This window comes from Methylobacterium sp. EM32, assembly GCF_040593685.1.
GTDB lineage: Bacteria > Pseudomonadota > Alphaproteobacteria > Rhizobiales > Beijerinckiaceae > Methylobacterium.
Genome location: NZ_JBEXZS010000114.1, coordinates 1 through 23,492 on the forward strand (window position 1 = coordinate 1; position 23,492 = coordinate 23,492).

The following is a 23,492-nucleotide window of genomic DNA, read 5'->3' on the forward strand; positions in this document are numbered from 1 at the left end:
CTCCGGAGACCACCATGTCGACGACGACACCCGGCCTGGACCATGTCCAGGACCGCCTCCGCACGGCTGCGCGCGAGCGCCGCGCCTCCCTCCTCGTCCTCGGCGCCGTCGGCATCGAGATCCAGCGCATGCAGGCCGACGTCCGCGCCGGCCGGGCCCGCGAGGACGACCTCATCCACGACGCCGGCGTCATGCTCGGCGCCGCCCTTTCGGCCCCCTACCGCCACATGAAGGAAACTCGCGGTGTCGTCTCGCACTGACAAGATCAGCCTGCCGCACCGGCAGGAGCTCACCATCCTCCGGGAGATGGCGTGCGGCGCCTTCGAGCGCGTCGGCCAGATGCGGAGAAGCGGCGTTTGCTGCCAGGCTGTCTGCGAGGCGTCCTCGAAGCGCATCTCGCTGATCATCAACCTCAACAGCGTGGGGCAGATGAGCCTGCAGGATGCAGCTTGGGCCATCATGCGGGCGGAGTACGACGCGCTCGTCTCCGATGCCCTCGCGGAGTTCGATCCCTTGAGCGGCCAGCAGGACGGCCAGCAGGGCGGCCAGCAGGACGCCGACGACGATATCCCCTTCTAAGCCCAGCCGCCGCGCACTTCGAGGCCGCTTGAATAGGGCGGCCCCGTCCCAGCCAACATAACGCCCACTCTGAAGGTACCAACAATGACCGAGTTCGAGATGCGCACCCTTCCTGGCACTAGCCCCAACAAGTGGGTCGACACAACCGAGCTGACGCCTCGCCAGCGCATCGCCGCACTGGAGAAGGTGAGGCTCCTTCTCTGCGACTTGTGCGTCGAGGAGATGCACCCTAGTGCACTGACGCGGACGAACGCACCACGCCCGCTCTCGCCAACCGCTTGCAAACGCAACGGAAATCGCAACGAGCTGTGTACCTTTTGAAGGCGTCAGTGCACTAGGGACGTATCGGCTGTCCTGGCGGTCGTAGACCGGCATATTATCGCCCAGGAGTGCGTCGAGTGTGAAGAGCAGGAGGCCATGGAAGCCCCGTCGGTTGCTAAGGCAACCAAGACCGAGCTTTCACCGCCCCCGACGCGGAAGCGCAAGCTCCGCTCTCGCTACGTCAGCCCTGAAAAGTATGTAGATCTCCTGGGCAAAATTCCTGTAGCAGCCGACCGCCTGCATGCCGCCTGGGAGGCGGGTGTCGTCCCCGACTTCGTCGGGCGTCGCGGCAGGGAGAACATTCTGCGGCACCGAGATGCGTTGGCTAGGGGCGTCATGAAGAAGGACGAGGTCGCCCGCCTGGAGGAGTGGGTCGTGGCTATCGACAATGCGTACGCCCGCATCCCTAAGCAGCCGTCGTCGTGACGGCAAGGTTAGACCGCCATACCCGGCGGCGGTGCTGACCCGTCCGCCTGAGCGACCGGGCCGTCGCCCACGTCGAGGTCGTGGCCCTGTTCAACGTCATCCTCGTCGTCCGGCCAGTCGCCCTAGCCCGCTTCAAGGTCCGCCGGCTCCACGAGGTCTGTGCCCTCGCGCGGGAGGTTCCCACCGACACGCCCAGACCGCACGGCGCTCGCCGGCTTCACTTCGATCCTAGATGGCGACGGGCGCCTCCTCGCCGACGGCGTGCCCGTCAACAGTGTGCACGTCTCCTGGTTCGAGCCGGACCGCTCGGCCTGGGTAGCATCCCCGAACACGTCGCGCCGGGCCGCCCTGCTCGTTGTCCCAGGCCCCGAGTGCGGCGTACTCGCCGTCACCGCGCCATCCTCTCAGGATCGTCCGGAGGGCGGCCTGGCCCGCGGCCGCGGCGGGCGGTGGCAGGGGCGCATGGTCCTCCGTCAGGAAGATGACGCACCCGTGTCGGTACGGCCGGCGACGGTGCGGCGGGACGGGCTCGGCGCCGTCGTATCAGGTATCAAGGGCGCGCTGGCGCAGGGCCTTGAGCTCGTTGCGGCTGAGGTCGGCGTTGCTGACGTGGTCGATGACGAGGGGGCGGTTCATGCCGACACCTCCCGCTCGGCGGCGCCCCGGGCGGCGGCCTCACCGGCCTCCCGCTCGGCGACGATGGCGGCGATGACCTCCTCGCGCCGCCGGTCGATGTCGGCCTGCCAGGCGTCATAGAGTTCCTGGTCGAGCGGGACACCGAGGATGTCGTGCTCATCGTACTGCACGGCGCCGGCGTGGACTGGGTACGAAGTCTGCCGCTCAAAGTCCCAGCGGTACCACTGCCCGTTCGCGAGAACGTACTGCCCGAGGTGGAGCGGATCGCACCCCTCAGGAACGTCAAGGGCCGCCCTATCGCGAGACAGGGCAGCCCTTGCTTCTGCGGTGATGAGGTGCATCGCCGTGACACTAGCATCATAGGACGCGCGCTTGCCGGCGACAATGGGTGCCGCGGCCTTGTCGAGTCCCGAGATAGACCGTGACGAACCGTAAGGGTTTTTCTCGGGAGCAGTGGCCGCCTCGACAGGAACCTTCCGAGGCTGGCCGGGGACGCCCTTGCGCTGGGGCTTTCCGATGGCGACGGCGCGGGCCTCGCGCATGGCCTTCTCGACCCAAGACTTCGACCCGAACGTCACGAAGCGGGCCTTGGCCTGGAACGCGAGCTCGTCAACGCGGACGCCGGCCGAGTGCTGCTCAAGGGCCCACTGCCCAAACGCGAGGCGCCCAGCCTGCACGTCGGTCCTCGGCTTGGCGCCCTTCCGCTTCCGGTACGCCGCGGCGCGCTCGGCGGTGCGAGACGCCTTCAGGCTGCGTGGGACGAGAACGCGCAGGTCGAGCCGCTCGGCGTCCTCGACCGTCACGCCGAACTCGTCGACGAGGCGGCGGGGGTTCGTCCGGTACCGGTAATCGCAGCCCGACCGGCCCTTGTGGGTCCGAGTCTTGCCCGCCGCCGACCGGTCGGCGTTCCGCAGGACGGCTCCCATCAGCACCAGCGCCCGGCGCGGGGCGAGGCCGCATAGGGGCGCGAGGCGCCGGACTTCGTCGCGCAGGGCGGCCGGGTCGAGGAGCCACGCGGCCGCGCAGGTCAGGGTGTACAGCCACAGGTCGCGGGAGCCCTGCGGGACCGGCCGGCCCCCGAAGCGGTCGTGGAACAGCGCCTCCAGGTCCCGCTGGACCGCCCGCTGGAACGTTCCGCGGTTCAGCTTGAACGCCGGCACCGGCTTGGGCGGCTCCCCGGCGGCGATGGCGGCGGCCTGCTTGGCGACCTTGGCGGCCTTGCGGACGGCCTTCGCGGCCGCCTTGGCCTCGCGGTGCGCCTTCACCTGTTCGGCCGTGTACGGCAGGATCTGCGCCTTCAGGTCCGCGAACGAGTGGCGCCCGATCATGTCGGCGAACATGGGCCACACGACGCGGACGGTCTTGCCGTCGTTGCGGCTCCCGGCGACCCTGAGGTTCGTCGTCGGGCTCATGGCCGCGATGTCCCGGCCGAAGTCGACGAAGTGGTCGTTGAGCGCCTTCTGCGTCGCCTTCCAGATGGCGAGCGCCCCGTGCTTGCCGTACGGGGCCAAGGGCTCGTGGCGCCAGATGCCGTAGAGCCCCTTACCCGAGGAGACGAGCATACTCGGCTGCGGCAGGTCACGCTCGGCGACGCGGTCGAGCACCATGGCCGCCATGTCCTCGGCCGAGAGCCCCTTCAGCCGGGGCTTGTTGTAGTAGTCGAGCTCGATCCAGAGGGACCCGAGGGAGGCCAGGTTCCACTCGGCCTTGCAGGGCGCCTCGCGGTAGTCCAGCCCCTTCCGCCGGGCCCACGCCGGGACGGTCTCCCGGAAGCCGCAGAGGGTATGGAACCGCGGCCGGTGGGCACGGACGGCATCGACGACCTCGGAGCCCTTGGCCCCGGCGTTGCGGGTCCGGTACTCGCCCTTCGCGACCTCGGCCTGGTAGGCCATGACGCAGACCGCGCCGCTCTCGGGCGGGTGGAACAGGGCGACGTAGTCCGACCAGATGACCTCGCTGCCGTTCAGTCGGCGGAACTCGAAGATCGGCTCGGCGGTCGCGGTCGGAGATGGGCCTGGCATGGCCAGGGATGCCCCTTGGGGGGCGTTCTCGATGACGGCGGGGGTCACAGCGGGTCCCTGTCTGGGGCCGCCTGGCGAGGCACCTCTACCCGCCGGACGACGACTGCCGCGGCTTCGCGACTACCCGATGGTGCAGCTGCGACCCGCCTGCCACAAGGCCCCGCGGCCATCTCCCTGGGGACTAGGCTCCGTAGGAGCATGCTATTGCCCGTGACGGACCGTAAGGACGGCCCGGATCGACGTCGGCAAGGGGTGATGGAACCGGTTCCCGGGGTGGACCGGATGCCCTATCTTCGGAGGCTCCCGCGCCAACCCTTACGGTTCGTCACGGACAATAGCATGTCCCGTAGGGACCTATAGGGTAGAGGGGCGCAGGCCCTGGTGGCTTGCTGGCCGGGCCGGCATCCTTCCGCCATGACCGAAGCCCTGCCCCCGACTGACCGCGAAACCACCGCCGCCGCCCGCCGCCGCGTCGCCGCCGCTGACCGCGCCCGGCGGTGGCGCGAAGAGCAGCGCGAGGCCGAGCTCGCCATGCGCCAAGAGAACGCCACCCTGCGCGAGGAGGTCGCCGCGGTGCGGGCCGAGCGGCAGGCCGCCGCCGACCGCGAGGCCGAGGCCGCTCGGCTGCGCGCGGAGCTCTATGCCGCCCGGGACGAGCTCGGCCGGTTGAGGACGCACTTCAACCCGACCGTCGCCGTCGCCGACATCGTCGCCGCGGCCGCGCTCATCCGGTGCGGCGGCAAAGAAGCGGGGCAGTCCGCCTACGACGCGGCCCGGGCAAGGGTTCTCGACCGGCTCCGGACGTTCGTGCCGCCGCCCGACGAGGCGTAGGGAACGTCGCTGAGGCTGATGCCTCGGCGGTCACCCGTGCAATGCGGCATCGCGGCCGTAAGGCTTCCGAGGTCTCCAAAGTCGCATGCATCGCAACTCCAGCGTCAAGCACATGGCGAGCCGCTGGTCGAGGTTCGGCGCCTTCACCCGGCGGGCGCCTTACGCCTCGGCGGCGCTCATCGTGCTGGTCGGGCTCTATACGGGCTGGCTTGGCTGAAAGGGCATCCGCCACAGCCACCAAGCCCAGGCCGCCCTCTGGGCATTGATGCTCCCTGCCTGACCGACGGCGTTTTGCCGACCCTTGACCTTCCCATCGTGGGAAGCCCCATCTGTGCAGGGCGTCATCCACGGGAGAGCGTCATGCATCGCTTCAAGGTCGAGAAGATGGGTTGCGGCGGCTGCGCCAAGTCGGTGACCCGCGCGGTTCAAGGCATCGAGCCGAACGCAAGGATCGAGGTCGACCTGGGGGCCAAACTGGTCACCGTGTCCGATGCCGCCGGTCCGGCGGATCGGATCGCCCTCGCCATCGCCGCGACGGGCTTCCCGGCCGAGTCGCTGCGCACGGCGGCTTGAAACGCCGCGGGGGCAATCAAACCTCCGTCCCGGCATTCACGTCCTACGCGCGGACATGGTCCCGCCACCCGAAACGGTGTAAGCCCGAGCCATGAGCCCCAGCCGGCAAATCGTGCGCCTGATGGCGGCGATGATCCTCGCGATCATCGCCTACGTCGCGCCGTCCGCCGTCCAGGCCCATGAGGGCCACGCGCATCACGGCCAACACGCCGCGGCGGCACGGCCCAAGGTCGCCCCCCCGACGCCCAAGGCCGTCGCGCCTCCGGTCTCCGAAGCGACCTGGACCGCAGTCCGAACCGCCTCACCGGCCTGGCCCGGGACCGCGCGCACCTCGACCACGGGCGACGAAGTGCGCATCGAGCCGCCCCGGGACGATTGCTGCCCGGTCGGCTGCAAGACCCGCTGCTGCGGGACGATGGCCTGCTGCGCGACCGCCATCCTACCCGGTCGCTACACCCTATCGCCGACCCTGTTCCGGACCGTTACGCTGGTCCCGCGCGACGTCGACGGCCGCGCCGGCATCGGCCCCGAGGCCCCGCCCAAGCCCCCACGAACCCTCGCGTGAGATGAGGCGCGCCTGATGCGCGCGACGCCCGAGGTGCGCCTGTTGTGGCCGCGCCCGACATTCCCCTCGCGAGGATACCCTTTCCATGTTGACCCGTCTTGCCGCCGCGCTTGGCGCGGTGGCGCTGCTTGCCGCCATCCTGGCGGGGCCCACGCTCGCCCACGAGGGCCATGACCACGGCGCCGCCCAGCCGCCCGTCTCCAAGACCATCGCCCCGCGCGGCGAGGCCCTGTCCGATGCCTTCGAGCTCGTCGCCATCCCCCGCGACGGCAGCCTGACGCTGTTCCTCGACCGCTTCCGGACGAATGAGCCGGTGACCGGAGCCACCATAGAGGTCGAGACGCCCACGGGCCCGAAGACCGCGAGCGCCACGGCTGACGGCGCCTACGAGCTGCCGGCCCCTTGGCTATCGAAGCCGGGTCAGCACGATCTCGTCGCGACTGTCGCCGCCGGCGACGCCGTGGACGTGCTCACAATCACGGTTACCGTGCCCGACCCTAAGGCCGCGGCGGCCGCCATGCCGGCTCCGGCGCAGACGGCCCTGGCACGGGCGTCCGAGATCGCCCATGCCGTCAGGGAGCGCCTGAGCGCCAAGGACCCAACCCTTGTCGCCGCGGTGGCTGTCGCCTTCCTGCTCGGCGTGCTCGTGACCGCGCTCGCCCGCGCACGCCGGGTCGCTCCGGCGGTGGCCCTTCTCGCCATCGGCATCACCCCTCGTCCTCGGCAACGCCGCCTTCGCCCACGGCGACGAGGACCACGGCGCGCCCGTGCAAGGGGCGGCCATGGTCGAGCCCCGACACCCGGGCTCCTCGGACCTCGCGCAGCGCCTGCCCGACGGCTCCGTCTTCGTGTCCAAGCCCACCCAGCGCCTGCTGGTCCTTCGCACCACCATGACCGAGCGGGGCGGCTTCCACCGCTCGGTCGAGCTGCCCGGCCGCATCATCCCGGACCCGAACGCCAGCGGCGTGGTCCAGTCCTCGGTCGGCGGCCGCCTCTCCCCGCCACCCTCCGGCCTGTTTCCCCGCCTCGGCACCAAGGTGCACAAGGGCGCCGTGCTCGCCACGGTGACCCCGCCGGTGCAGGCGGTCGACGTCTCCGACATGCGCCAGCGCCAGGGCGAGCTCGACCAGCAGATCGCCATCATCGAGCGCCGGGTCGAGCGCTACAGGAAGCTTGCCACGACGGGTGCCGTCGCTACGACCCAGCTCGATGACGCGGTCGCGGAGCTCAACGGCCTACACGACCGCCGCGCCGCCCTCGACAGAATCCGGCAGCAGCCCGAGACCTTGGTCGCGCCCGTCGACGGCGTCGTGGCCCAGGCGGCCGCGGTTGCCGGCCAGATGGCGGCCCCTGGCGCCATGATCTTCCAGATCGTCGATCCGAACCGCCTATGGGTCGAGGCCCTCAGCTTCGACGCCCTGACGACGGCGGGGAACGCCACCGCGCGGCTCGCCGACGGACGCAACCTGAGGCTCGCCTACCAGGGCTCCGGGCTCGCCGACCGCAACCAGGCCATCCCAGTGCAGTTCGCAGTTGAGGGCGACACCTCGGGCCTGCGGGTCGGCCAGTTCGTGACCGTGCTCGCCGGGACCGGCACCGAGCAGTCCGGCCTAGCGCTGCCCCGTGCGGCCGTCGTGCGCACCGCCAACGGGCAGGACGTCGTCTACGAGCACACCACCGCCGAGCGCTTCGAGGCCCGGCCCGTCCGCGTCGAGCCGCTCGACGGCAACCGCGTGCTGGTGGCGGAGGGGGTCGGGCCCGGCAAGCGGGTCGTGACCCAGGGCGCCGAGCTCCTCGACCAGGTCCGCTGAGGAGGCCGGCCCGATGTTCACCTTCCTCGTCGGCCAGTCGGTCCGCAACCGCCTGCTCGTCCTCGCGATCGCCGCGGTGCTGGTGCTCTACGGCGCATTCACCGCCACCAAGCTGCCGGTCGACGTCTTCCCCGACCTCAACAAGCCGACCGTCACCATCATGACGGAGGCCGAGGGCTACGCGCCCCCGGAGGTCGAGCAGCTGGTGACGTATCCCATCGAGACCCGGATGAACGGGCTGCCGGGCGTGAGCCGCGTGCGCTCGGTCTCGGGTGTGGGGCTGTCCGTCACCTACGTCGAATTCGATTGGGGCACCGACATCTTCCGCAACCGCCAGCAGGTCGCCGAGCGCCTCGCCATGGTGCAGGACCAGCTGCCGCAGGGCGTCACCCCGGTGATAGGCCCCATCTCGTCCATCATGGGCCAGATCCTGCTGGTGGCGGTGACCGGCGAGGCCGTCAGCCCGATGCAGGTGCGCGAGGTCGCCGACTTCACCGTCCGGCCGCGGCTCCTGACCATCCCAGGCGTGGCGCAGGTCATCCCCATCGGCGGCGAGGTGCGCCAGTTCCGCGTCAGCCCGAACCCGGCCGCCATGCGCTCGCTCGGGGTGACGAACGCCGGGCTTGAGACCGCGCTCGCGCAGTTCGGCACCAATGCCGGCGGCGGCTTCACCGACCAGTATTCCCGCGAGTACCTGATCCGCAGCATCGGCCGGACCATGAGCCTCGACGATCTGCGCACCCTCGTGGTCGCGACGGTCAACGGCGCGCCCGTGTACCTGCGCCAAGTGGCCGAGGTAGCCTTCGGCGCGAAGGTGAAGCGCGGCGACGCCGGCTACATGGCCAAGCCCGCGGTCATCGTCTCGGTCGAGAAGCAGCCCGACGTCGACACCGTGCGGCTCACCCGCGGCATCGAGACCGCTCTAAGGGAGATGTCGCCGACCCTGCCGGCCGGCATCAAGGCCGACCGGGTCCTGTTCCGCCAGGCCGACTTCATCGAGACCTCGATCCGCAACGTCGAGCGCGTCCTCGTCGAGGCCGTGCTGGTGGTAGCGGTGGTGCTGTTCGCCTTCCTCCTGAACGTGCGCACCACGGCCATCTCGCTGCTCGCCATCCCGGTCTCGGTGCTGACGACCGCGGTGGTGTTCCACCTGTTCGGACTGTCCATCAATACGATGACGCTCGGCGGCCTGGCCATCGCCATCGGCGAGCTCGTCGACGACGCCGTGGTCGATGTCGAGAACATCTACCGGCGGCTCGGCGAGAACCGGCGGGAGGGCAATCCGAAGGGCGTGCTCCAGGTGGTGGTCGAGGCCTCGAACGAGGTCCGATCGGGCATCGTCTACGCGACGCTGATCATCATCCTGGTCTTCGTGCCGCTCTTCGCCCTCTCGGGCATCGAGGGCCGGCTCTTCGCCCCGCTAGGCCAGGCCTACATCATCTCGATCCTGGCGAGCCTGCTCACCTCCATCACCCTGACGCCGGTCCTGGCCTCGCTCCTGCTGCCGGGGCTCAAGAACCTGGAGGAGCACGACAGCCGCTTCCTCAAGCTGCTCAAGCGCGGCAACGCCGCGCTGCTGCGGATCGCCTTTCGCCACAAGAGCCTTCTCGTCGGCAGCGTCGCCGTGGCCGTCATCGGCGCGGGCGTGGCCGCCTGGAACCTGCCGCGGGCGTTCCTGCCACCGTTCAACGAGGGCTCCTTCACCGTGAACATGACCTTCAATCCGGGCATCTCGCTCTCCGAGAGCAACCGGGTCGGGTTGATCGCCGAGAAGCTCTTGCTGGACATTTCGGGCGTGAAGGCGGTCGGCCGCCGGACAGGGAGGGCCGAGCTCGACGAGCACGCCGAGGGCGTCCACTCGTCCGAGATCGAGGTAGCGCTGGACGAGGGGCAAAAGCGTCCGAAGGAAGAGCTCGTCACCGACATCCGCGGGCGCCTCGCGGCCCTGCCGGTGGCGGTCAACGTGGGCCAGCCGATCTCGCACCGGCTCGACCACATGCTCTCGGGCGTGCGGGCCGAGATCGCGCTGAAGGTGTTCGGCGAGGACCTCGACGCCCTGCGCCGGGTGGCCAATAGCCTTCGCGAGCGGATGGCCTCGATTCCGGGACTCGCCGACCTGCAGGTCGAGCGTCAGGTGCGCATCCCGCAGTTGGAGGTGCGCGTCGACTACACCCGGGCTGCCCTCTACGGCGTCCAGCCGGCGGCGATGGTCGAGCAGATCAGCCGCCTGTCGAACGGGCGGGTGGTCTCGACCGTGGTCGACGGCGTCCGCCGTTTCGACGTCGTGCTGCGCCTGTCTGAGGACCGTCGTACCACCGCGGGGCTGGGCGACCTCCTGCTGGAGACGCCCTCGGGATGGGTGCCGGCGCGGCAGGTGGCCGACATCCGCGAGACGGACGGTCCGAACCAGATCCTGCGCGAGAACGCCCGCCGCCGCATCGTCGTCCAGGCCAACACCAACGGCGAGAGCGACATGGCGCGCGTCGTGGCGGCCATCCGCGAGGCCGTGGCGAAGGAGCCCATGCCCCCCGGCTTCTTCACCAGCCTGGAGGGCACCTTCCAGGCGCAGGAGGAGGCGAGCCGGACCATCGCGGCGCTCTCGGCGCTATCCCTGGCCCTGGTCTTCGCCATCCTGTTCAGCCGCTACAGGTCCGCGGCGCTCGCCCTCATCATCATGGGCAACGTGCCCCTGGCCCTGATCGGGTCGGTCGCCGCGCTGTGGCTGGTCGGACAGCCGCTCTCGGTGGCCTCGATGATCGGCTTCATCACGCTGACCGGCATCGCGGCCCGCAACGGTATCCTGAAGATCAGCCACTACCTGAACCTGTCGCTGCACGAGGGGGTGCCGTTCGGGCCCGACCTCGTCGTCCGCGGCAGCCTTGAGCGGCTGACCCCGGTGCTGATGACGGCGCTCTCGGCCGGCGTAGCGCTGGTGCCGCTGCTCTACGACGCGGCGAGTCCGGGCAAGGAGATCCTGCACCCGGTCGCGGTGACGATCTTCGGTGGCCTGATCAGCGCGACGCTGCTCGACACCTTCCTGACCCCCGTCCTGTTCCTGCGCTTCGGCGCCAAGCCGCTGGAGCGGCTGCGTGCCCTCCACGCCGAGGCGCCGGCCCACCCCACCCCCGACGGGACGCGGCCGCGCCCCGCCGAGGCCTACTGACCCCCAAGAGGAGACGAGAGCATGATCCTACCCAGAGTGACCCTGGTCGCCGGCCTGCTCGCCGCGACCGCCGTGTGCGCCCACGAGACCGCCGGCCAGCACGGCGGCCGGGTGGCGGACGCCGGCAAGTTCCACGTCGAGCTCGTCGCCAAGGGCGAGACGGTCGACGTGTTCCTGTCCGACGAGGGCCAGAAGCCGATCCCGGCCGCCGGCTACAAGGGCACCGCCATCCTCGTCGTCGGCGGCAAGCCGGCCCGCGTGACGCTGGAGCCCGCCGACGGCAACCGCCTCACCGGCAAGGCCGCGGTCGCGCTCGGGGACAGCCCGAAGGGAGCCGTGCAGCTCACCGGCCCCGACGGCGCGACCGCCAGCGGCAAGTTCAACTGACCCCCACCGAGAGAGGAAGACCCATGGCCCGCCTCCGCACCCTCGCCGTCCTCGCCCTGCTGTCGGCCGGCTTCGCCGGCCCCGCCGCCGCCCAGGGCACGCACGACCACGGCTCCATGTCCGGCAAGGACATGGGCTCGATGAGTTCGATGAAGCCGGACCCGAAGGACAACGCCTCGACCAAGGACTTCAAGGCCGCCGACAGGGCGATGATGAAGGACATGGACGTCCCCTACACCGGCAACGCCGACGTCGACTTCCGCACGCACATGATCCCGCACCACAAGGGCGCGGTCGAGATGGCCAAGATCGCCCTGAGGCACGCCAAGGACCCGGCCACCAAGGCGATGGCCCAGAAGATCATCGGTGACCAGACCACGGAGATCTCCGACATGGAGGCGTGGCTGAAGAAGAACGCCAAGTAGGCCTCGAGCCGACGTCCCGGAACGCCGTGCCGCAATCGGACCACCCAAGGAGAACGAACATGAAGCGTCTCGTGACCGCCACCGCCGCCCTTATCGCCCTCTCGCTAAGCCCGGCCATGGCGGCCGGGTGCTGCGGCAAGTCCGGAAAGGGGATGTGCGCCAAGCCCATGGCGTAGATGTCCATGAAGGGCGGCAGGAAGGGCTGCTGCTGCGGGGGAATGGGCAAGTCGATGAGAATGTGACGCGACAGGACGTTCGAGGGCGGAGGCCGTCCCGCCCTCAACGCTTGGTGCGGGCTTTCCCGCGCGGCGCCGGGGGTTCGGGCGTCGCCGGGGCGGGGTTCGGGTGGCAGGCCGGGGCGTCGGTGCCGGTCACCAGGCTGGCGATGATCGGGCAGTCCGGTCGCCCGTCGCCGTCGCAGGCGTCGGCCAAGGAGCGCAGGGCGTCGGCCATCTCGTTGAGTTGCCGGGCGCGCTCCTCCAGCTCCCGGACGTGCGCCTCGGCGATGGCCTTCACGTCGGCGTTGCTCCGGCCGGGGTCGCCCCAGAGACCGAGCAGCACCCTGATGCGCTCCAGGGAGAAGCCGAGGTCCCGGGCGTGCCGGATGAAGCCGAGCCGGTGCAGGTCGGAGGCGCCGTAATCCCGGTAGCCGCTGTCCCGCCGTCCGGCGGGAGGCACGAGGCCGATACTCTCGTAGTGGCGGATCATCTTGGCCGAAACCCCGGAGGCCCGTGCAGCCTGGCCGATATTCATGGAGACTTACTTTCCCGTTGACCTTCCTATGATGGGAAGGTTCAGAACCGTCCGCAACCCTCGACGACCGGCGTCCGCCCGCCATCCCGAACCGGGACCGCGCAGGTCCGAGCCGGTCAGACCTCACATCCGGAGCTTCCGATGCAAGCCGCCGCCGGCCGCAAGGCCATCCTCTACCGCATGGTCATGCCCCAGCATGTCTGCCCCTACGGCCTGAAGGCCAAGGATCTACTGGAACGCCAGGGTTTCTCGGTCGAGGACCATTGGCTCACCACCCGCGAGCAGACTGACGCCTTCACCCACGCGGACGGCTCGACCAAGACCTATCGCCATATCAACCCCGGCGACATTGGCGTGGGCCAGGAGGTGCAGGCCGGCCAGCGCATCGGCGCCCTACAGGCCCACGATCCCCGCTCGACCGGTCCCCACCTCCACGTGGAGGCGACGGACGCGAGCGGGCACCGCTACAGCCCGCGCGGCGAGATCGAAGCCGCCCGCCGCGCCCGGCAGAACGCTGCGACGAGCCGCATGGGCGACAAGATGATGAAACGCTCTTGGCAGTGGCCGGGAGGCACGTCGGGATCTGGCTCGCCGGCGTCGGCCGCAGGCAAAGGCACGCTCGACATCAACCTCAACGGCTTCCCGGCCGGCACACGAGCGCGGGCGAGCATGGACGACATTTTCAAGGACGTTAAGGCGTCGCGCGGTCGGCAGATGGCGACGGCCGAATAAATCGCGGCGTTCGTCTATCATCAAGTGATATGCAATTCAAAGTCTCCGACGGATGTTAATGTTAAATTTCGAAACATAGACGCCATTGCCTGCTGCTGAAAATTAGGTCGGGCAATAGGTTCTACTTCTATGAGAAACGCGATCTCAAACGTACCTCGGAACTTTTGATCATCTACATATCCGACAGCATGAGTAAAGGCTGCCATGCTTATGGTGATGGGTAGGGACCCACCTGGATTTCCAAACATCGCCGGAACATGCGATCCCGCCCGGTAAAACATGTGAGACAAATTTGTGAAAATCGTTGGGATTTCCCTGTCTCTAGAAATATACTCTTCCTTTGATAGGAATGTTAGAGCCTCCGCAATCGAGTCCTTCATCATTGCATCGCCGGCCGCGAAGCCGCTTAGCATGGCGATCTTGGCTTCAATCTCTCCGCGCTCATTCCGATACACCTCTCCAGATGTAATGGGGGCACGCATTCCATCAAACTGCGCAAGATGCGCGTTGAACATATGATTGTTGGTCTTTGTTGTAGAATATGTAATATATCCACCTTTTATAAGAGACTTCGATCCCAAACCAAGTGCAAGATGCTTTCCCGAGTCGACTTCTAGCGCCGCAGCCCGCTTCTTGAATGCTTCTGGTCCAAGCGTGTTTTGCAGAGCAACAAGCATATTGTCGGTTTGCTCATTCTCCCACGTGAAAATCGGCGTACTCGGTCGGCCTACGCGATAGAGGCGCCATTCACGGCCGTTCGTGAGCAAGTAATAGAGGGCGGCTATTTCCGGATGTGTCGCATAGGTATGCGCTTGCTCAGAGTCGTCAAGCGATAGATCAACCGAGGGCGCCTTGACCTCTACCACCCATCGCCCATACGGGATGACCTCGCAGATATAGTCGGCTCGACCTTGCAGCGCAGGATCCTTGGAAGGGTTTTTCCGCCCAAGATAAGCTTTAGCATACCGAAGGGTCACCTCGGTTCTTATGTGGGCCTCAGTTCCATACTTGTAGCCGAGCCTTTCGATGAATGGACGCACGATGACCTCGCGGACATCGGTCTCGTTCATGCCCATGTACTCCACCACGCACCCTCCGCTCGTCACCGGCACAACACTACATCGCTAGTGCTTCTCAGTTGCAAGTGTTCGCTCCACATCACTCCAGACAGCATGCCGGCCGCCACCCGCGCCAGGGCATCCATGGACGGCCTGTTCAAGGATGCTGCAACCGCTCAGCGCAGGCAGGTGGATAGCTCGATCAAGGGGCCGAGGTAAGTGCCAAATAGGCGCTTTGACGAACAACTAGCAACTAAATTGCTGATGAAGCGAAAGAATTTACAGCACATCATGCAGACGCGACAAAGTAAAATATAATTATTATTAGATCACTAAATCCACTATGGAATTTCCGCATAAATCTATGAAATTGATAACATTATCAGCTTCTTGTTTCGTTATCGTATTAGGCGCATGCTGAATTGGATCCATATCTGCCTCATGTACTATTGCATTACGACGACCCGCAATCAATTTTAGCGTGGTTGTGGCGGTTTGTTGATCTATACCCATTCGTCCAGCAATTGCTTGCCATTTATGTTTTTCAATCCATATGAGAGATAGTCCTTCAGACACTTTATCGGGATCTTGATAGCTATTCGTCTTAAGTTTTTTTACAATCTCTTGTTCGAAAAGATATTCAGCGGGAGGAATCGAAGCCGTACTCAATGAAAAATGAGTCCCCATTGAAATACTTTCGGATAGATATTTTGGCGTATGGGGACGCGCATTCTTAAAACTATTGACCATTCCAACCCTTATCAAATCGTGTATAAGTTTGTCAAATGCACTCACCGCAAATACAATTTGAAACCGCAAAATATCATCATAATTATATGTTCCGGCCAAATTTTGGACCAAGTGATCATAGAGCAAGCCCTGTGCTCTTACAGAGGTCAAGGCAGCATTAAAGCGGGCCTTGGCATTAAGCATGCTTCATCATCTCTACAATCATTGCAGAAATTTCAGTAAACTGCTCTTTGAACATTTCGCGTTTTTCTTTAAGTCCATTCAAAATAGGGCCGCTCTCTCTGATTTCTGAATTTTTTAGCGCGAAAACGGGAACGCCAGCGTTGTAAGATTTCGGCAGCAGTCCTTGAAAATCAGGGATTTGCCCTAGACAAAATTTGTTATCAATCAGCTTTGCCGGGTACTGATTGTGCTCTAACATCATGTCGCTACGGCGGAGCGATCTAACTAAGTCAGTAGAAACCCTATCGTTTATTTCATCGATATTATCTTGATAAGGTCGAGCTGCTTTACCTTTTCTGATGTTGAATCGCTGGACTAGGCTTCCTAAAAATTTTGGAACGCTACCAGTCAGAGGGTATGCAGAGTCCTCAAATAATTCTTTTGAGTCGAGCTTCCAGTTTACCCACCGAGGAAGTATAACCTTCAACGTGTCGAGAGCCATCAGTGAAAATGGATCAGGGTTTGTGGGCACTATAAATGCGTCAGAAGATATAAATAAATTCTGATTGATTGCGCTTAGACCTGGGTTAAGATCGATAATTGTGTAATCAATATTGTATTTCTCTTCCGTCAATTCCATAAGTCGCGCAAAAGCTCCGGGCAAATTTTGCATTACGCTAAGTGCATTATTTGACGTTTGAGCAAACGTAAGAGATGCATCATACTCCGATAGATTGGCGTGCCCAGCTAATAGGTAGAGATTTGGAGCTCTTTTTGGGCTTACGCAATCTACCGCTTCAATTGGCGTTGGCTTTCCGCTAAACGCTGGCGCAACTCCATCTTTGATATTTTGCTTGCGAGTGGTTTTTTCGATATAGTATCTTTCGAAATCGTCACCTAAAATTAGACCACTAAGATTGCATTGTGGATCCGCATCAACCAAAAGAACTTTTGACGATTTTGACATCATCCAGCCAATATTATAAGCTGAAGTTGTTTTGCTAACTCCGCCCTTATGATTAAATACAACTAGTCGCTTAGCCATTTTTTCACCCAAAGCACACAGTCGTTAAGCTGCCACTTATTGCCAAGCCCTGGTTGAGGATAGGTTTTACGGCAGCCCTGGAGATGCCGAATCAATGCCCCTACCCTTTGCAGCACGAAACCCCCGCCGCCTTGCCGGGCGCGGGGTGTTCGTGTCATGGTTTTCACGGAGCCTGGAAACTCCCGCGATGGTCCCTTGCCGGGGATAGCATCGCAGACCGTGAGTGTGGCGTGCGCTGCGGCTTGCCGGCCGGAGTATCGCCGAGAAATCGACGCGCCCGCTAGCTGTGGGTCGCGACCGGCTTACTATGCCGGGAGTGCCGCGGCTATACAAGAGCCTTCGGGTGAAGGCTGCGGCGCACGTTCTCACGGGCGTGTTTCCAGACTCCTGGCGCCAGTCCCCTCCGGCTGGCACCGGCAGATTGCCCCTGAAAAGGCGAGATGCCCCGATCCCCGCAAAAGGATCGGTATCACCGTGAGAGCTAACCCCTATGGGTTCCGTACATATCGCCGCTTGAGGCAGTGGCATGATCCGGCCTATCCGCGCCGAAGAGCGTCCTGTCGACTCGGGATCGACCCCGGAACAGGCCCTCGAAAACCTTCGCATCGGCCTAGAATACTTCTTCGGCGAGACAAGTTCAGCCGATCTGGCCGCGCAGATGGATGTGGAGCGCGCCCGCATCCACGAGATCGGGACCGTATCGCGGCCCGCCTGGAGGCAGACTTCGCCCTCCTCGACGCGCTTTCTCCCGACTCTGACCTAGAAGACGGCGGCGACGCCGAACCGAGCCTGTGCGGGCTCAATGTGTCCTGGCCGAGCCCGGACGATCGCGAGGGCGGCGACGATAATGGCATCGGCGACGCGGCTGGAGCCTGGGAGCAGGGCGGCTCGCGCGAGGGCAACCCCTTCGCCTACGGCTTCTCTGGGTGAGACCGCCTGAGCTTCGGGGGCGCCGATGAGCGAGCATAACCCCGCCCTTGGGGCGGTCCTGGGGCTTGAAGGGCCGCTTCTCTCCGCGATTGCCCTCGCGGGGGCCGTCGCGGTTCTGGGCTCGCCGAACTCTCCCGCCTCCTCCGATGCGGTTCACGCGGTCGGCTTCGCCGTGTTGGACGAATGGGAGGACCTGCGGGAACGTTGGAAGGGCGCCGTGCGCGACATGGGAGGACAGGCATGATCGCCCCTCTCCCGCGCAGCATGCTCCTGCGCAGCCTGAGTGCGGCCCCTCTCGTCGACAACGATTGCCGCGGCTCCGAAGCCATGGTGGAGGACGCCGCGCTCGTGCAACTCGGCGACCTACTCCTCTCGGCCTGGGCCGAAGAGGTCCGGGTAAGTCGCCTCGACGAGGCTTCCGAGGAGGAGGTCTTCGCGGCCTGCGCCGCGCCGATGCGCATCGCCGACCGCATCGAGGCCTTGCGGGCGTCGTCGGTCGCTGGGCTCACCGTCAAGGCCCTGGCCTGCGCGTGGTGCCATGGCGATTACGGAGACGTGTACGACCCGCAGCGCCCGAAAGCCCCGCAGGAATGCCGGCTCGCGGACGGCATCGTGGGCGACCTGCTAGCGATGAGGGTGCTCGCATGAGGCTCCGCGACGCCATCCGCGCCCGCATCCTCCTGCGGCTCGCTCTACGCGACATGGCCCGTCTCCGGCAGCTCCAGGCTGCCGAGGACAGGCTTGAGGCTCGTGCCCGCGCGTGCCTTGATACGGCCACCCGCCTGATGACGGGTACCGCCCGCGCCTGACACCCGGCTCGGCCGCCGCTCAGCATGGTGTGCGTATCCCTCGACATCACCGACCGCAAGCGGCTGGAGGAGCGTCGGGCCTTCCTTGCCCGCGAGCTCGACCGCCGCGTCAAGGACACCCTCGCCACGGTCCAGTCGATCACCCACCAGACGATGCGCACATCCGCGTCGATGGACGAGGCGCAGGAACGGATCGGCGCTCGGCTCAAGTCCCTGGCGTCCGCCCATGACGTGCTGACGCGCGAGAAATGGGACGGCGCGACGATTGCCGAGATCGTCGCCTCCGCGCTCGCGCCTTTCACCCAGTCCGGAGCGCACCGCATCCGTACGGGCGGCCCGGAGGTGCGGCTGCCGCCGCGGTCCGCGCTCGCCCTCTCGATGGCGCTGCACGAACTCGCGACCAACGCCGTCAAGTACGGCGCCCTCTCCAACGACACCGGCCATGTCCGTTTCGACTGGGACATCGTCGGCGGCGCGCACGGTCGGCTTTGGCTGCGCTGGGAGGAGTTCAACGGGCCGGCGATTGCGTCTTCCGAACGTCAGGGTTTCGGCAGCCGCCTCATCCAGCGCACGCTTGCCACCGAGCTGGCGGGCAAGGTCGAGATGGACTTCCGGCCGACCGGGCTGGTGTTCACGGCCGAAGCCCCGTTGCCCGACCCGCTGACGTCAAGCGACGAGCCGTTGCGGACGGACTGACGAACCGCGAACCGTCCCTCGGTGGTCGTCGGCGCTGCCTCGGCCTGCCCTGCGGCGTGGGTCGAGCCCTGGACCTGCACAGTCGAGGCAATCGGGCTCGTGCGAACCGCGGCGTGCTGGAAACGCCGCGATCTGCCGCGAGGGTTTCCCGGCTCGCCGCGGCCCCCGCGGAAACTGTGAGCGGTCCCGACGGCCGTAAGGGGCGAAACAGGGGATGCATCACATCGGCGATCAGGCGCGTTTCCCGTCCTGACGCCATCGGTCGATGGCTGCTGCCTCCCTGCCCTAAGCCGGAGACGATCCATGAGTGACGGCTACCCTTCGATGACGGCGCTGCTCGGCCTGCTGGCCCTCGCGGGCTACCAGAACCGGGACAAGATCGCCGAGATGCTCGGCGGGGCCGGTCAGGCCGCCCCTGCGCCCGCCTCCCCAGGCGCAACGACTGGCGGTTCTGGCGGCGGCCTGGGCAAACTTCTTGGCGGCCTGCTTGGGGACCGGCGCGGCGAGGCGCCTGGCGGGTTCCTGAATAGCGGCCTCGGCGAGATGCTCCAGCGTTTTCAGCAAGCCGGTCACGGGACCGCGGCGCAGTCCTGGGTCGCCCAGGGGCCGAACCAGGAGATCGCGCCGCAGCACCTTGAGCAGGCCATCGGGCCGGACGTCCTCGCGACCCTGACCCAGCGCACAGGCCTGTCCCGCGAGGAACTCCTCTCCCGCCTGTCCCGGGAACTCCCCCAGGCCGTCGACCGCTACACGCCGGACGGCCGGCTTCCGGCATAGCCACTAGCCCTCGGCACCTTCGTTCCTGCGCTTCCGAGCCGAAGCGTAGGTTGGTCGGTAACCGGGAAGTTCCGTTCCGACCGTCGCGCGGCGTGCTACAGTTTAGGCATCGTCCGGGTCCTCCGCCCTATTGGGCGGCGAGGAGCACGCCCGTCGACCGTACCGGTTCCGCATCGAAAGCCTTCCGGCAGTAAGCGACCAAGCGGTCGGCCCGGCCGGCGTCGCCGCGGAAGGCGATGTGTCCGTCCGGCCGGACGAGGACCAAGGCCGGCCGGCCCTCCAGCCCGTAGGCCCCGTGCGCCTTGCCGTCGAGGTCGGAGAGCACGAGGACGCTCACGCCGTCGAGCAGGGGGCCCGCCAGCACGAGGCGCGGCCGCACCCAGGTCCAGGGCGTCGCGGCCCCGATGGCGTCGAGTAGCGCGGCACCGGCCTCGGGCGACCGCCCGTCGAAACACAGCAGCGCCCAGCCCGTCGTGTGGCCGTCCGGGTTCGCGAGGAACCGGAATAGGTTCGTGGTCTCGCCGTCGTGGGTCACCTCCGCGTCCGGGGCGCGCTCCCCGGGCTTCGGCCCGGGCCGCAGCACGGTCGCGAGGCCAGACAGGCGGTCCTCGTTCAGGAGACTTTTGGGGTATTCGACGCCCATCTGCTGCATGTCGTCGGTCCCCTGCAGCAGCGAGCCCAGGTTCGGCAGCGCCTTGGCGGCCAACCCCAGCACCGTGTCGGTGACCCGGCCGCGGTAGACGGTCCAGCGGAACCCGCGCGCCTGCTGGGCGCTCAGCCGAGCGTGCTCGCCGCCGCGCTCGCCGTCGTAGGAATCGAGGATGACCGGAGCCGCCTCGCCCCGCAGGGTCATGGCCAGCCGCCACGCGATCTCGACGGCGTCGTGCAGGCCCGCGTTCATGCCCTGGCCGCCGATGGGCAGCGACAGGTGCCCGGCATCGCCGGCCAGGAAGACCCGGCCCCGCGCGTAGCCCGGGGAGACGCCGTACTGGAACCGGCTGTGCGTGAGCCACTGCGGGTCCGACAGGGTCAGGGTCTCGTCGCCGGTGACCTCGCGGGCGACCGCCTGCATCTCTTCGAGGGTGGGGTCGCGATCCGGCACGCCGGTGTCGTCGGCCAGGAAGAACAGGCGGTGGTAGCCGCCCCAGACAGGCAGGATGCCGGCGAACCCCCGCTCGTAGTAGAAGAACCAGAGCTGATCCGGCTTCTGCGAGCGGCGCCAGGACAGCTTGGCGTCGACCTGTCGGTTCATGCAGTTCGGCAGCCGCTCGGGCTCGAAGTCAAGGCCCAGCATCGGCCGGATCGTGCTCTTGGCGCCGTCGGCCGCCACGAGGTAGCGGCAGCGGCGCCGCTCCTCCGGTCCGTCCTTGCCCCGCCTGAGAACCACCGTGACGCCGTCGTCGTCCTGCTCGACGCCGGTGACCGTGCAGCCTCGGTCGAGCAAGCCGCCGCGCGCCTCGAACTCGTCGGTGAGGGTCCGCTCGATCACGTCCTGCCCGCTGTAGAGCACCTCCGGGTAGGGGCTGGCGACGTCGGCGATGGGGATGGGCGTCGTCGGGGTGCCGTTGACGAAGAAGTTGATCGTGTGGATCGCGTAGCTGTTCTCGGCCAGGAGGTCGCGCAGGCCGATGCCGGCGAGGAGCTCCTGCGGGCGGGCCCAGAGGTTGTTGGCGCGCGAGTACGACTTCACGTTGGTGCGCTCTTCGAGGAGCAGGCACGAGACGCCGTGGTGGCGCAGGGCGTTGCCGGTCGTCAGGCCGATGGGCCCGGCACCGACGACGATCACGTCGGCGTCAAAGCCCTGCTTGGCATCGGCGCGGTTCATTCCTGGGACTCCTTCAGTGTGGCGGCGATGGTTGCGATGTGTCCGTGCGAGGCGCCGATCCGTTGCTGGAGCGTACGCAGGAGCGTGCCGGCGGCTTCGATGGCCTCGGGCGACAGGCCTTCGGTGAGCACGTCGGCCCAGAGGTCCTTGCGGGCCATGGCCTGTTCGTAGGCGGTCGCGCCGCGCGAGGTCATTGCGACGAGCGGCGCACGGCGGTGGTGGGGGTTGGGTTCGAGTTGGACAAACCCGTCGGCGCGCATGTCGTCGACGACGCGCTGCACCGACTGGCGGGCCAGGCCCATGTTGCGGGCGATGTGGGCGACGGGCAGCGGGACCGGGGACAGGGCGACGGCGCCCAGGACCTGCCAGCGGGCGCTGGTCAGCCCGAGGTCGCGCACCAGCGCGTCCCCCCCTTCGACCAAGTCGCCGTTGAGGCGAAACACCTCGATGGCGAGACCCGACCAGGCCCGGCGGAGGCGGTCGATGTCCTTCGAGGCCTTCCTCGGCGCAGAACGCATGATAATCCCTGATTTGTCATCTACCTGCGACAATGACAGCCTGCTGTCGTTGCGGCTTCAACACAGCGCGGGGTGATCGGTTCCAACCCTGACCATGTTTGCCACCAGCCAGTTTGGTTCAGTGGCTCAAGCCGGCCAGGGATGGCCGCGCCACAAACCGCCGGAACAAAAGCTGCCCCTCAAAATTGGTAGCAAGCTGTCATAAGGACAGTTGAGTGACAGCTTGAAGGCGGATCGTTCCGCCCGCCGGACGGTGCTGGTCGCAGTCCGAGGCCACAGGCTTGATGCCGGCCTGGAAAGGCCCTGTGGCCCATGCGGCGAGCCATGGCCGGGGCATTGGCGCCGATGGCGCCTTGCAACGGGTCGCCCGTCGTCCGGCAACACATCGTCGAGGCATGAAGGGGAGGAATGCGAATATGAGGCAAGGCTTGGTCGAGGGTGCGCCGAAGTTCTCGGTACAGGAGCGTGACCTAAGGTGGCTGAAAGTCAGGAAGCTGATGGCCGAGGCCCGCCTTGACGCAATTTTCGTCCCGCCCAACACTGGGTTATGGGACCATTTCCAGGCCAATGTACGCTACCTCACCGGAATAGGCGGCAATTGCTCCCAGGCGGCCTGCGTATTCCCTTTGACCGGCGAGGTGACCGCGATCACCAGCCCGGACGTCCATAAGGACTTTTGGCTGCAACGGCAGGACTGGGTGACGGACATACGTCCCATCGATACCGGTTGGGGCTACACGCAGATGAGCATCGACCGCTTGAGGGAGCTCGGTCTCGACCGTGCCCGGATCGGCGTGACGGGCCTCGCCGGCAACACCCGCTTTCCCGAAGGGATCACGCCTGCCGGCATCCTCGACGGGTTGGTCCGCGCGCTGCCCGCCGCCGAGATCGTCGATGCGAACCTGCTGATGGAGCGGGCGCGTTTCGTGAAGAGCACGGAGGAGCTCGCCTTCCTGCGAAAGGCCGAGGAACTCGTCGAGGCGTCGGTCGATGTCCTGCTCCGCGAGGCGCGTCCGGGCGTGCCGGAAAACGTCGTCTACGCGCGGATGCTGGCGGACATGGTGGAGCGGGGCGGCGAGGTGCCGACCATGATCCTGTGGTCGGCGGGTTGGCCGCAGCCGCCTTCGGCGCAGTACATGCCTTCGCTCCGTCCGCTTCGATCCGGAGACCTCATCTCCGTCGAGGCCGAGGCGCGTTGGGCGGGCTACGTGGCCCAGAACACGCAGCCGGTCTTCCTTGGTCGTGCGCCGGACATCTACAGGGAGCTGTTCCACCGTCAGCAAGAAGCAATTGAACGCTGCTACGAGGCCCTGCGGCCGGGTGCGACGGTCGGCGGGATATCCGACATCGTCGCGGCCCTGAGCGACGAGCGCTTCTGGTGCAGCCTCATCATGCACGGCCGAGGCCTCGGCGACGACGCGCCTATCAACATCCACAAACCGCGTGATGCGACCATGCGCGACTGGCGGATCGAGGCCAACGCGACGTTCATCGTCAAGCCGATGATCCAGACGCATGATGGGGCTCAGCGTTTGTACTGTGGCGATACAGTCGTTGTGGGGGAGAACGGCGCCGAACGGCTTGGAAAACGGGCGGCGGAACTCATCGAGATATCGTAGCTATGCCCAGGCTTGATGTGCGGAGCGCCGCCGTCGCCCGAAGCGGCGCGGTTCGGCATGGGACTGCCGCCCTATGCCCT

General features: G+C 66.4%; 24 protein-coding genes and 2 pseudogenes. 19 read left to right on the forward strand and 7 right to left on the reverse strand.

The features are described from left to right. The 3 genes from ABZT49_RS16015 to ABZT49_RS16025 all read left to right on the forward strand — a co-directional run. Positions 1 to 260, forward strand: a 260-nt coding sequence (locus tag ABZT49_RS16015; protein WP_355287013.1) for a hypothetical protein, incomplete at its 5' end; no start/stop codon positions are given. Further along, positions 244 to 579, forward strand: a complete 336-nt coding sequence (locus tag ABZT49_RS16020; protein WP_355287015.1) for a hypothetical protein — start codon at positions 244 to 246, stop codon at positions 577 to 579. The genes ABZT49_RS16015 and ABZT49_RS16020, both read left to right, overlap by 17 nt. A 417-nt stretch (positions 580 to 996) precedes the next feature. Further along, complete coding sequence (locus ABZT49_RS16025) at positions 997 to 1,326, forward strand: hypothetical protein (protein WP_355287017.1); 330 nt, start codon at positions 997 to 999, stop codon at positions 1,324 to 1,326. A 632-nt stretch (positions 1,327 to 1,958) separates the two neighbouring features. Here ABZT49_RS16025 and ABZT49_RS16030 read toward each other — a convergent pair. Next, positions 1,959 to 3,983, reverse strand: coding sequence for a hypothetical protein (locus tag ABZT49_RS16030; protein WP_355287019.1), 2,025 nt, complete (start codon positions 3,981 to 3,983; stop codon positions 1,959 to 1,961). Between the two features lie 414 nt (positions 3,984 to 4,397). Between ABZT49_RS16030 and ABZT49_RS16035 the strand changes: the two genes are divergently transcribed. The 8 genes and pseudogenes from ABZT49_RS16035 (at position 4,398) to ABZT49_RS16070 (ending at position 11,738) form a co-directional block, all read left to right on the forward strand. Next, the gene (locus ABZT49_RS16035; protein ID WP_355287021.1) at positions 4,398 to 4,814 is read left to right on the forward strand and encodes a hypothetical protein; all 417 of its coding nucleotides are present in this window, start codon (positions 4,398 to 4,400) and stop codon (positions 4,812 to 4,814) included. A gap of 100 nt (positions 4,815 to 4,914) precedes the next feature. Then, positions 4,915 to 5,094: pseudogene (locus ABZT49_RS16040) on the forward strand (nickel/cobalt efflux protein RcnA); the annotation flags it as partial. A gap of 80 nt (positions 5,095 to 5,174) precedes the next feature. Further along, positions 5,175 to 5,387 (forward strand): heavy-metal-associated domain-containing protein, encoded by a 213-nt coding sequence (locus ABZT49_RS16045; protein WP_355287023.1) that lies wholly within the window; start codon positions 5,175 to 5,177, stop codon positions 5,385 to 5,387. A gap of 91 nt (positions 5,388 to 5,478) precedes the next feature. After that, a complete protein-coding gene (locus ABZT49_RS16050) occupies positions 5,479 to 5,952 on the forward strand; it encodes a hypothetical protein (protein ID WP_355287024.1) in 474 nt (157 codons plus the stop codon). Positions 5,953 to 6,037: 85 nt separating this feature from the next. After that, positions 6,038 to 7,763: pseudogene (locus tag ABZT49_RS16055) on the forward strand (efflux RND transporter periplasmic adaptor subunit). A gap of 13 nt (positions 7,764 to 7,776) precedes the next feature. Continuing rightward, on the forward strand, positions 7,777 to 10,926 hold the full coding sequence (locus ABZT49_RS16060; protein WP_355287026.1) for an efflux RND transporter permease subunit: 3,150 nt from the start codon (positions 7,777 to 7,779) through the stop codon (positions 10,924 to 10,926). 21 nt (positions 10,927 to 10,947) lie between these two features. Continuing rightward, positions 10,948 to 11,313 (forward strand): hypothetical protein, encoded by a 366-nt coding sequence (locus ABZT49_RS16065; protein ID WP_355287028.1) that lies wholly within the window; start codon positions 10,948 to 10,950, stop codon positions 11,311 to 11,313. Positions 11,314 to 11,336: 23 nt separating this feature from the next. After that, positions 11,337 to 11,738, forward strand: coding sequence for a DUF305 domain-containing protein (locus ABZT49_RS16070; RefSeq protein ID WP_355287030.1), 402 nt, complete (start codon positions 11,337 to 11,339; stop codon positions 11,736 to 11,738). Between the two features lie 279 nt (positions 11,739 to 12,017). On the opposite strand, the gene cueR is transcribed toward ABZT49_RS16070, so the two are convergent. Next, positions 12,018 to 12,491, reverse strand: a complete 474-nt coding sequence (gene cueR, locus ABZT49_RS16075; protein ID WP_355287032.1) for a Cu(I)-responsive transcriptional regulator — start codon at positions 12,489 to 12,491, stop codon at positions 12,018 to 12,020. 141 nt (positions 12,492 to 12,632) lie between these two features. Between cueR and ABZT49_RS16080 the strand changes: the two genes are divergently transcribed. Beyond that, entirely contained in the window at positions 12,633 to 13,223 is a 591-nt protein-coding gene (locus ABZT49_RS16080) for a peptidoglycan DD-metalloendopeptidase family protein (RefSeq protein ID WP_355287034.1), read from the forward strand. A gap of 20 nt (positions 13,224 to 13,243) precedes the next feature. On the opposite strand, the gene ABZT49_RS16085 is transcribed toward ABZT49_RS16080, so the two are convergent. The 3 genes from ABZT49_RS16085 to ABZT49_RS16095 all read right to left on the reverse strand — a co-directional run bounded on the left by ABZT49_RS16085 (position 13,244) and on the right by ABZT49_RS16095 (position 16,238). Further along, positions 13,244 to 14,293: a type I restriction endonuclease subunit R gene (locus ABZT49_RS16085; protein ID WP_355287036.1), complete on the reverse strand. Its 1,050-nt coding sequence runs from the start codon at positions 14,291 to 14,293 to the stop codon at positions 13,244 to 13,246. Between the two features lie 312 nt (positions 14,294 to 14,605). Further along, positions 14,606 to 15,214 carry a HEPN domain-containing protein gene (locus ABZT49_RS16090; RefSeq protein ID WP_355287038.1) on the reverse strand — a complete coding sequence of 203 codons (609 nt, stop codon included), beginning with the start codon at positions 15,212 to 15,214 and terminating at the stop codon, positions 14,606 to 14,608. Then, on the reverse strand, positions 15,207 to 16,238 hold the full coding sequence (locus tag ABZT49_RS16095; RefSeq protein WP_355287040.1) for an AAA family ATPase: 1,032 nt from the start codon (positions 16,236 to 16,238) through the stop codon (positions 15,207 to 15,209). Before ABZT49_RS16095 ends, ABZT49_RS16090 begins: the two co-directional genes overlap by 8 nt. Positions 16,239 to 16,764: 526 nt before the next feature. Here ABZT49_RS16095 and ABZT49_RS16100 point away from each other — a divergent pair. The 6 genes from ABZT49_RS16100 (at position 16,765) to ABZT49_RS16125 (ending at position 19,450) form a co-directional block, all read left to right on the forward strand. Further along, positions 16,765 to 17,001 (forward strand): hypothetical protein, encoded by a 237-nt coding sequence (locus ABZT49_RS16100; protein ID WP_355287042.1) that lies wholly within the window; start codon positions 16,765 to 16,767, stop codon positions 16,999 to 17,001. A 192-nt stretch (positions 17,002 to 17,193) separates the two neighbouring features. After that, positions 17,194 to 17,412 carry a hypothetical protein gene (locus ABZT49_RS16105; protein ID WP_355287044.1) on the forward strand — a complete coding sequence of 73 codons (219 nt, stop codon included), beginning with the start codon at positions 17,194 to 17,196 and terminating at the stop codon, positions 17,410 to 17,412. After that, positions 17,409 to 17,816 (forward strand): hypothetical protein, encoded by a 408-nt coding sequence (locus ABZT49_RS16110; protein WP_355287046.1) that lies wholly within the window; start codon positions 17,409 to 17,411, stop codon positions 17,814 to 17,816. The genes ABZT49_RS16105 and ABZT49_RS16110 overlap by 4 nt, the downstream gene beginning before the upstream one ends. Beyond that, positions 17,813 to 17,977: a hypothetical protein gene (locus ABZT49_RS16115; RefSeq protein WP_355287048.1), complete on the forward strand. Its 165-nt coding sequence runs from the start codon at positions 17,813 to 17,815 to the stop codon at positions 17,975 to 17,977. Before ABZT49_RS16110 ends, ABZT49_RS16115 begins: the two co-directional genes overlap by 4 nt. A gap of 24 nt (positions 17,978 to 18,001) precedes the next feature. Beyond that, positions 18,002 to 18,673, forward strand: coding sequence for a sensor histidine kinase (locus ABZT49_RS16120; RefSeq protein WP_355287050.1), 672 nt, complete (start codon positions 18,002 to 18,004; stop codon positions 18,671 to 18,673). A gap of 303 nt (positions 18,674 to 18,976) precedes the next feature. Then, complete coding sequence (locus ABZT49_RS16125) at positions 18,977 to 19,450, forward strand: YidB family protein (RefSeq protein WP_355287052.1); 474 nt, start codon at positions 18,977 to 18,979, stop codon at positions 19,448 to 19,450. Between the two features lie 127 nt (positions 19,451 to 19,577). Here the strand turns inward: ABZT49_RS16125 and ABZT49_RS16130 are convergent, their stop codons facing one another. Both ABZT49_RS16130 and ABZT49_RS16135 read right to left on the reverse strand, forming a co-directional pair. Further along, positions 19,578 to 21,275, reverse strand: a complete 1,698-nt coding sequence (locus tag ABZT49_RS16130) for an FAD-dependent monooxygenase (RefSeq protein WP_355287054.1) — start codon at positions 21,273 to 21,275, stop codon at positions 19,578 to 19,580. After that, on the reverse strand, positions 21,272 to 21,793 hold the full coding sequence (locus ABZT49_RS16135) for a helix-turn-helix domain-containing protein (protein ID WP_355287056.1): 522 nt from the start codon (positions 21,791 to 21,793) through the stop codon (positions 21,272 to 21,274). The genes ABZT49_RS16130 and ABZT49_RS16135 overlap by 4 nt, the downstream gene beginning before the upstream one ends. Before the next feature lie 428 nt (positions 21,794 to 22,221). Here ABZT49_RS16135 and ABZT49_RS16140 point away from each other — a divergent pair, with 428 nt between their 5' ends. After that, on the forward strand, positions 22,222 to 23,412 hold the full coding sequence (locus tag ABZT49_RS16140) for a M24 family metallopeptidase (RefSeq protein WP_355287058.1): 1,191 nt from the start codon (positions 22,222 to 22,224) through the stop codon (positions 23,410 to 23,412). Positions 23,413 to 23,492: the final 80 nt, after the last annotated feature.

Coding starts and splice junctions, on each gene's coding strand:
- ABZT49_RS16025 (WP_355287017.1), top strand. CDS start 997: ATGGAAGCCCCGTCGGTTGCTAAGGCAACCAAGACCGAGCTTTCACCG.
- ABZT49_RS16030 (WP_355287019.1), bottom strand. CDS start 3,983: ATGCCAGGCCCATCTCCGACCGCGACCGCCGAGCCGATCTTCGAGTTC.
- ABZT49_RS16035 (WP_355287021.1), top strand. CDS start 4,398: ATGACCGAAGCCCTGCCCCCGACTGACCGCGAAACCACCGCCGCCGCC.
- ABZT49_RS16045 (WP_355287023.1), top strand. CDS start 5,175: ATGCATCGCTTCAAGGTCGAGAAGATGGGTTGCGGCGGCTGCGCCAAG.
- ABZT49_RS16050 (WP_355287024.1), top strand. CDS start 5,479: ATGAGCCCCAGCCGGCAAATCGTGCGCCTGATGGCGGCGATGATCCTC.
- ABZT49_RS16060 (WP_355287026.1), top strand. CDS start 7,777: ATGTTCACCTTCCTCGTCGGCCAGTCGGTCCGCAACCGCCTGCTCGTC.
- ABZT49_RS16065 (WP_355287028.1), top strand. CDS start 10,948: ATGATCCTACCCAGAGTGACCCTGGTCGCCGGCCTGCTCGCCGCGACC.
- ABZT49_RS16070 (WP_355287030.1), top strand. CDS start 11,337: ATGGCCCGCCTCCGCACCCTCGCCGTCCTCGCCCTGCTGTCGGCCGGC.
- cueR (WP_355287032.1), bottom strand. CDS start 12,491: ATGAATATCGGCCAGGCTGCACGGGCCTCCGGGGTTTCGGCCAAGATG.
- ABZT49_RS16080 (WP_355287034.1), top strand. CDS start 12,633: ATGCAAGCCGCCGCCGGCCGCAAGGCCATCCTCTACCGCATGGTCATG.
- ABZT49_RS16085 (WP_355287036.1), bottom strand. CDS start 14,293: ATGAACGAGACCGATGTCCGCGAGGTCATCGTGCGTCCATTCATCGAA.
- ABZT49_RS16090 (WP_355287038.1), bottom strand. CDS start 15,214: ATGCTTAATGCCAAGGCCCGCTTTAATGCTGCCTTGACCTCTGTAAGA.
- ABZT49_RS16095 (WP_355287040.1), bottom strand. CDS start 16,238: ATGGCTAAGCGACTAGTTGTATTTAATCATAAGGGCGGAGTTAGCAAA.
- ABZT49_RS16100 (WP_355287042.1), top strand. CDS start 16,765: ATGATCCGGCCTATCCGCGCCGAAGAGCGTCCTGTCGACTCGGGATCG.
- ABZT49_RS16105 (WP_355287044.1), top strand. CDS start 17,194: ATGAGCGAGCATAACCCCGCCCTTGGGGCGGTCCTGGGGCTTGAAGGG.
- ABZT49_RS16110 (WP_355287046.1), top strand. CDS start 17,409: ATGATCGCCCCTCTCCCGCGCAGCATGCTCCTGCGCAGCCTGAGTGCG.
- ABZT49_RS16115 (WP_355287048.1), top strand. CDS start 17,813: ATGAGGCTCCGCGACGCCATCCGCGCCCGCATCCTCCTGCGGCTCGCT.
- ABZT49_RS16120 (WP_355287050.1), top strand. CDS start 18,002: ATGGTGTGCGTATCCCTCGACATCACCGACCGCAAGCGGCTGGAGGAG.
- ABZT49_RS16125 (WP_355287052.1), top strand. CDS start 18,977: ATGAGTGACGGCTACCCTTCGATGACGGCGCTGCTCGGCCTGCTGGCC.
- ABZT49_RS16130 (WP_355287054.1), bottom strand. CDS start 21,275: ATGAACCGCGCCGATGCCAAGCAGGGCTTTGACGCCGACGTGATCGTC.
- ABZT49_RS16135 (WP_355287056.1), bottom strand. CDS start 21,793: ATGCGTTCTGCGCCGAGGAAGGCCTCGAAGGACATCGACCGCCTCCGC.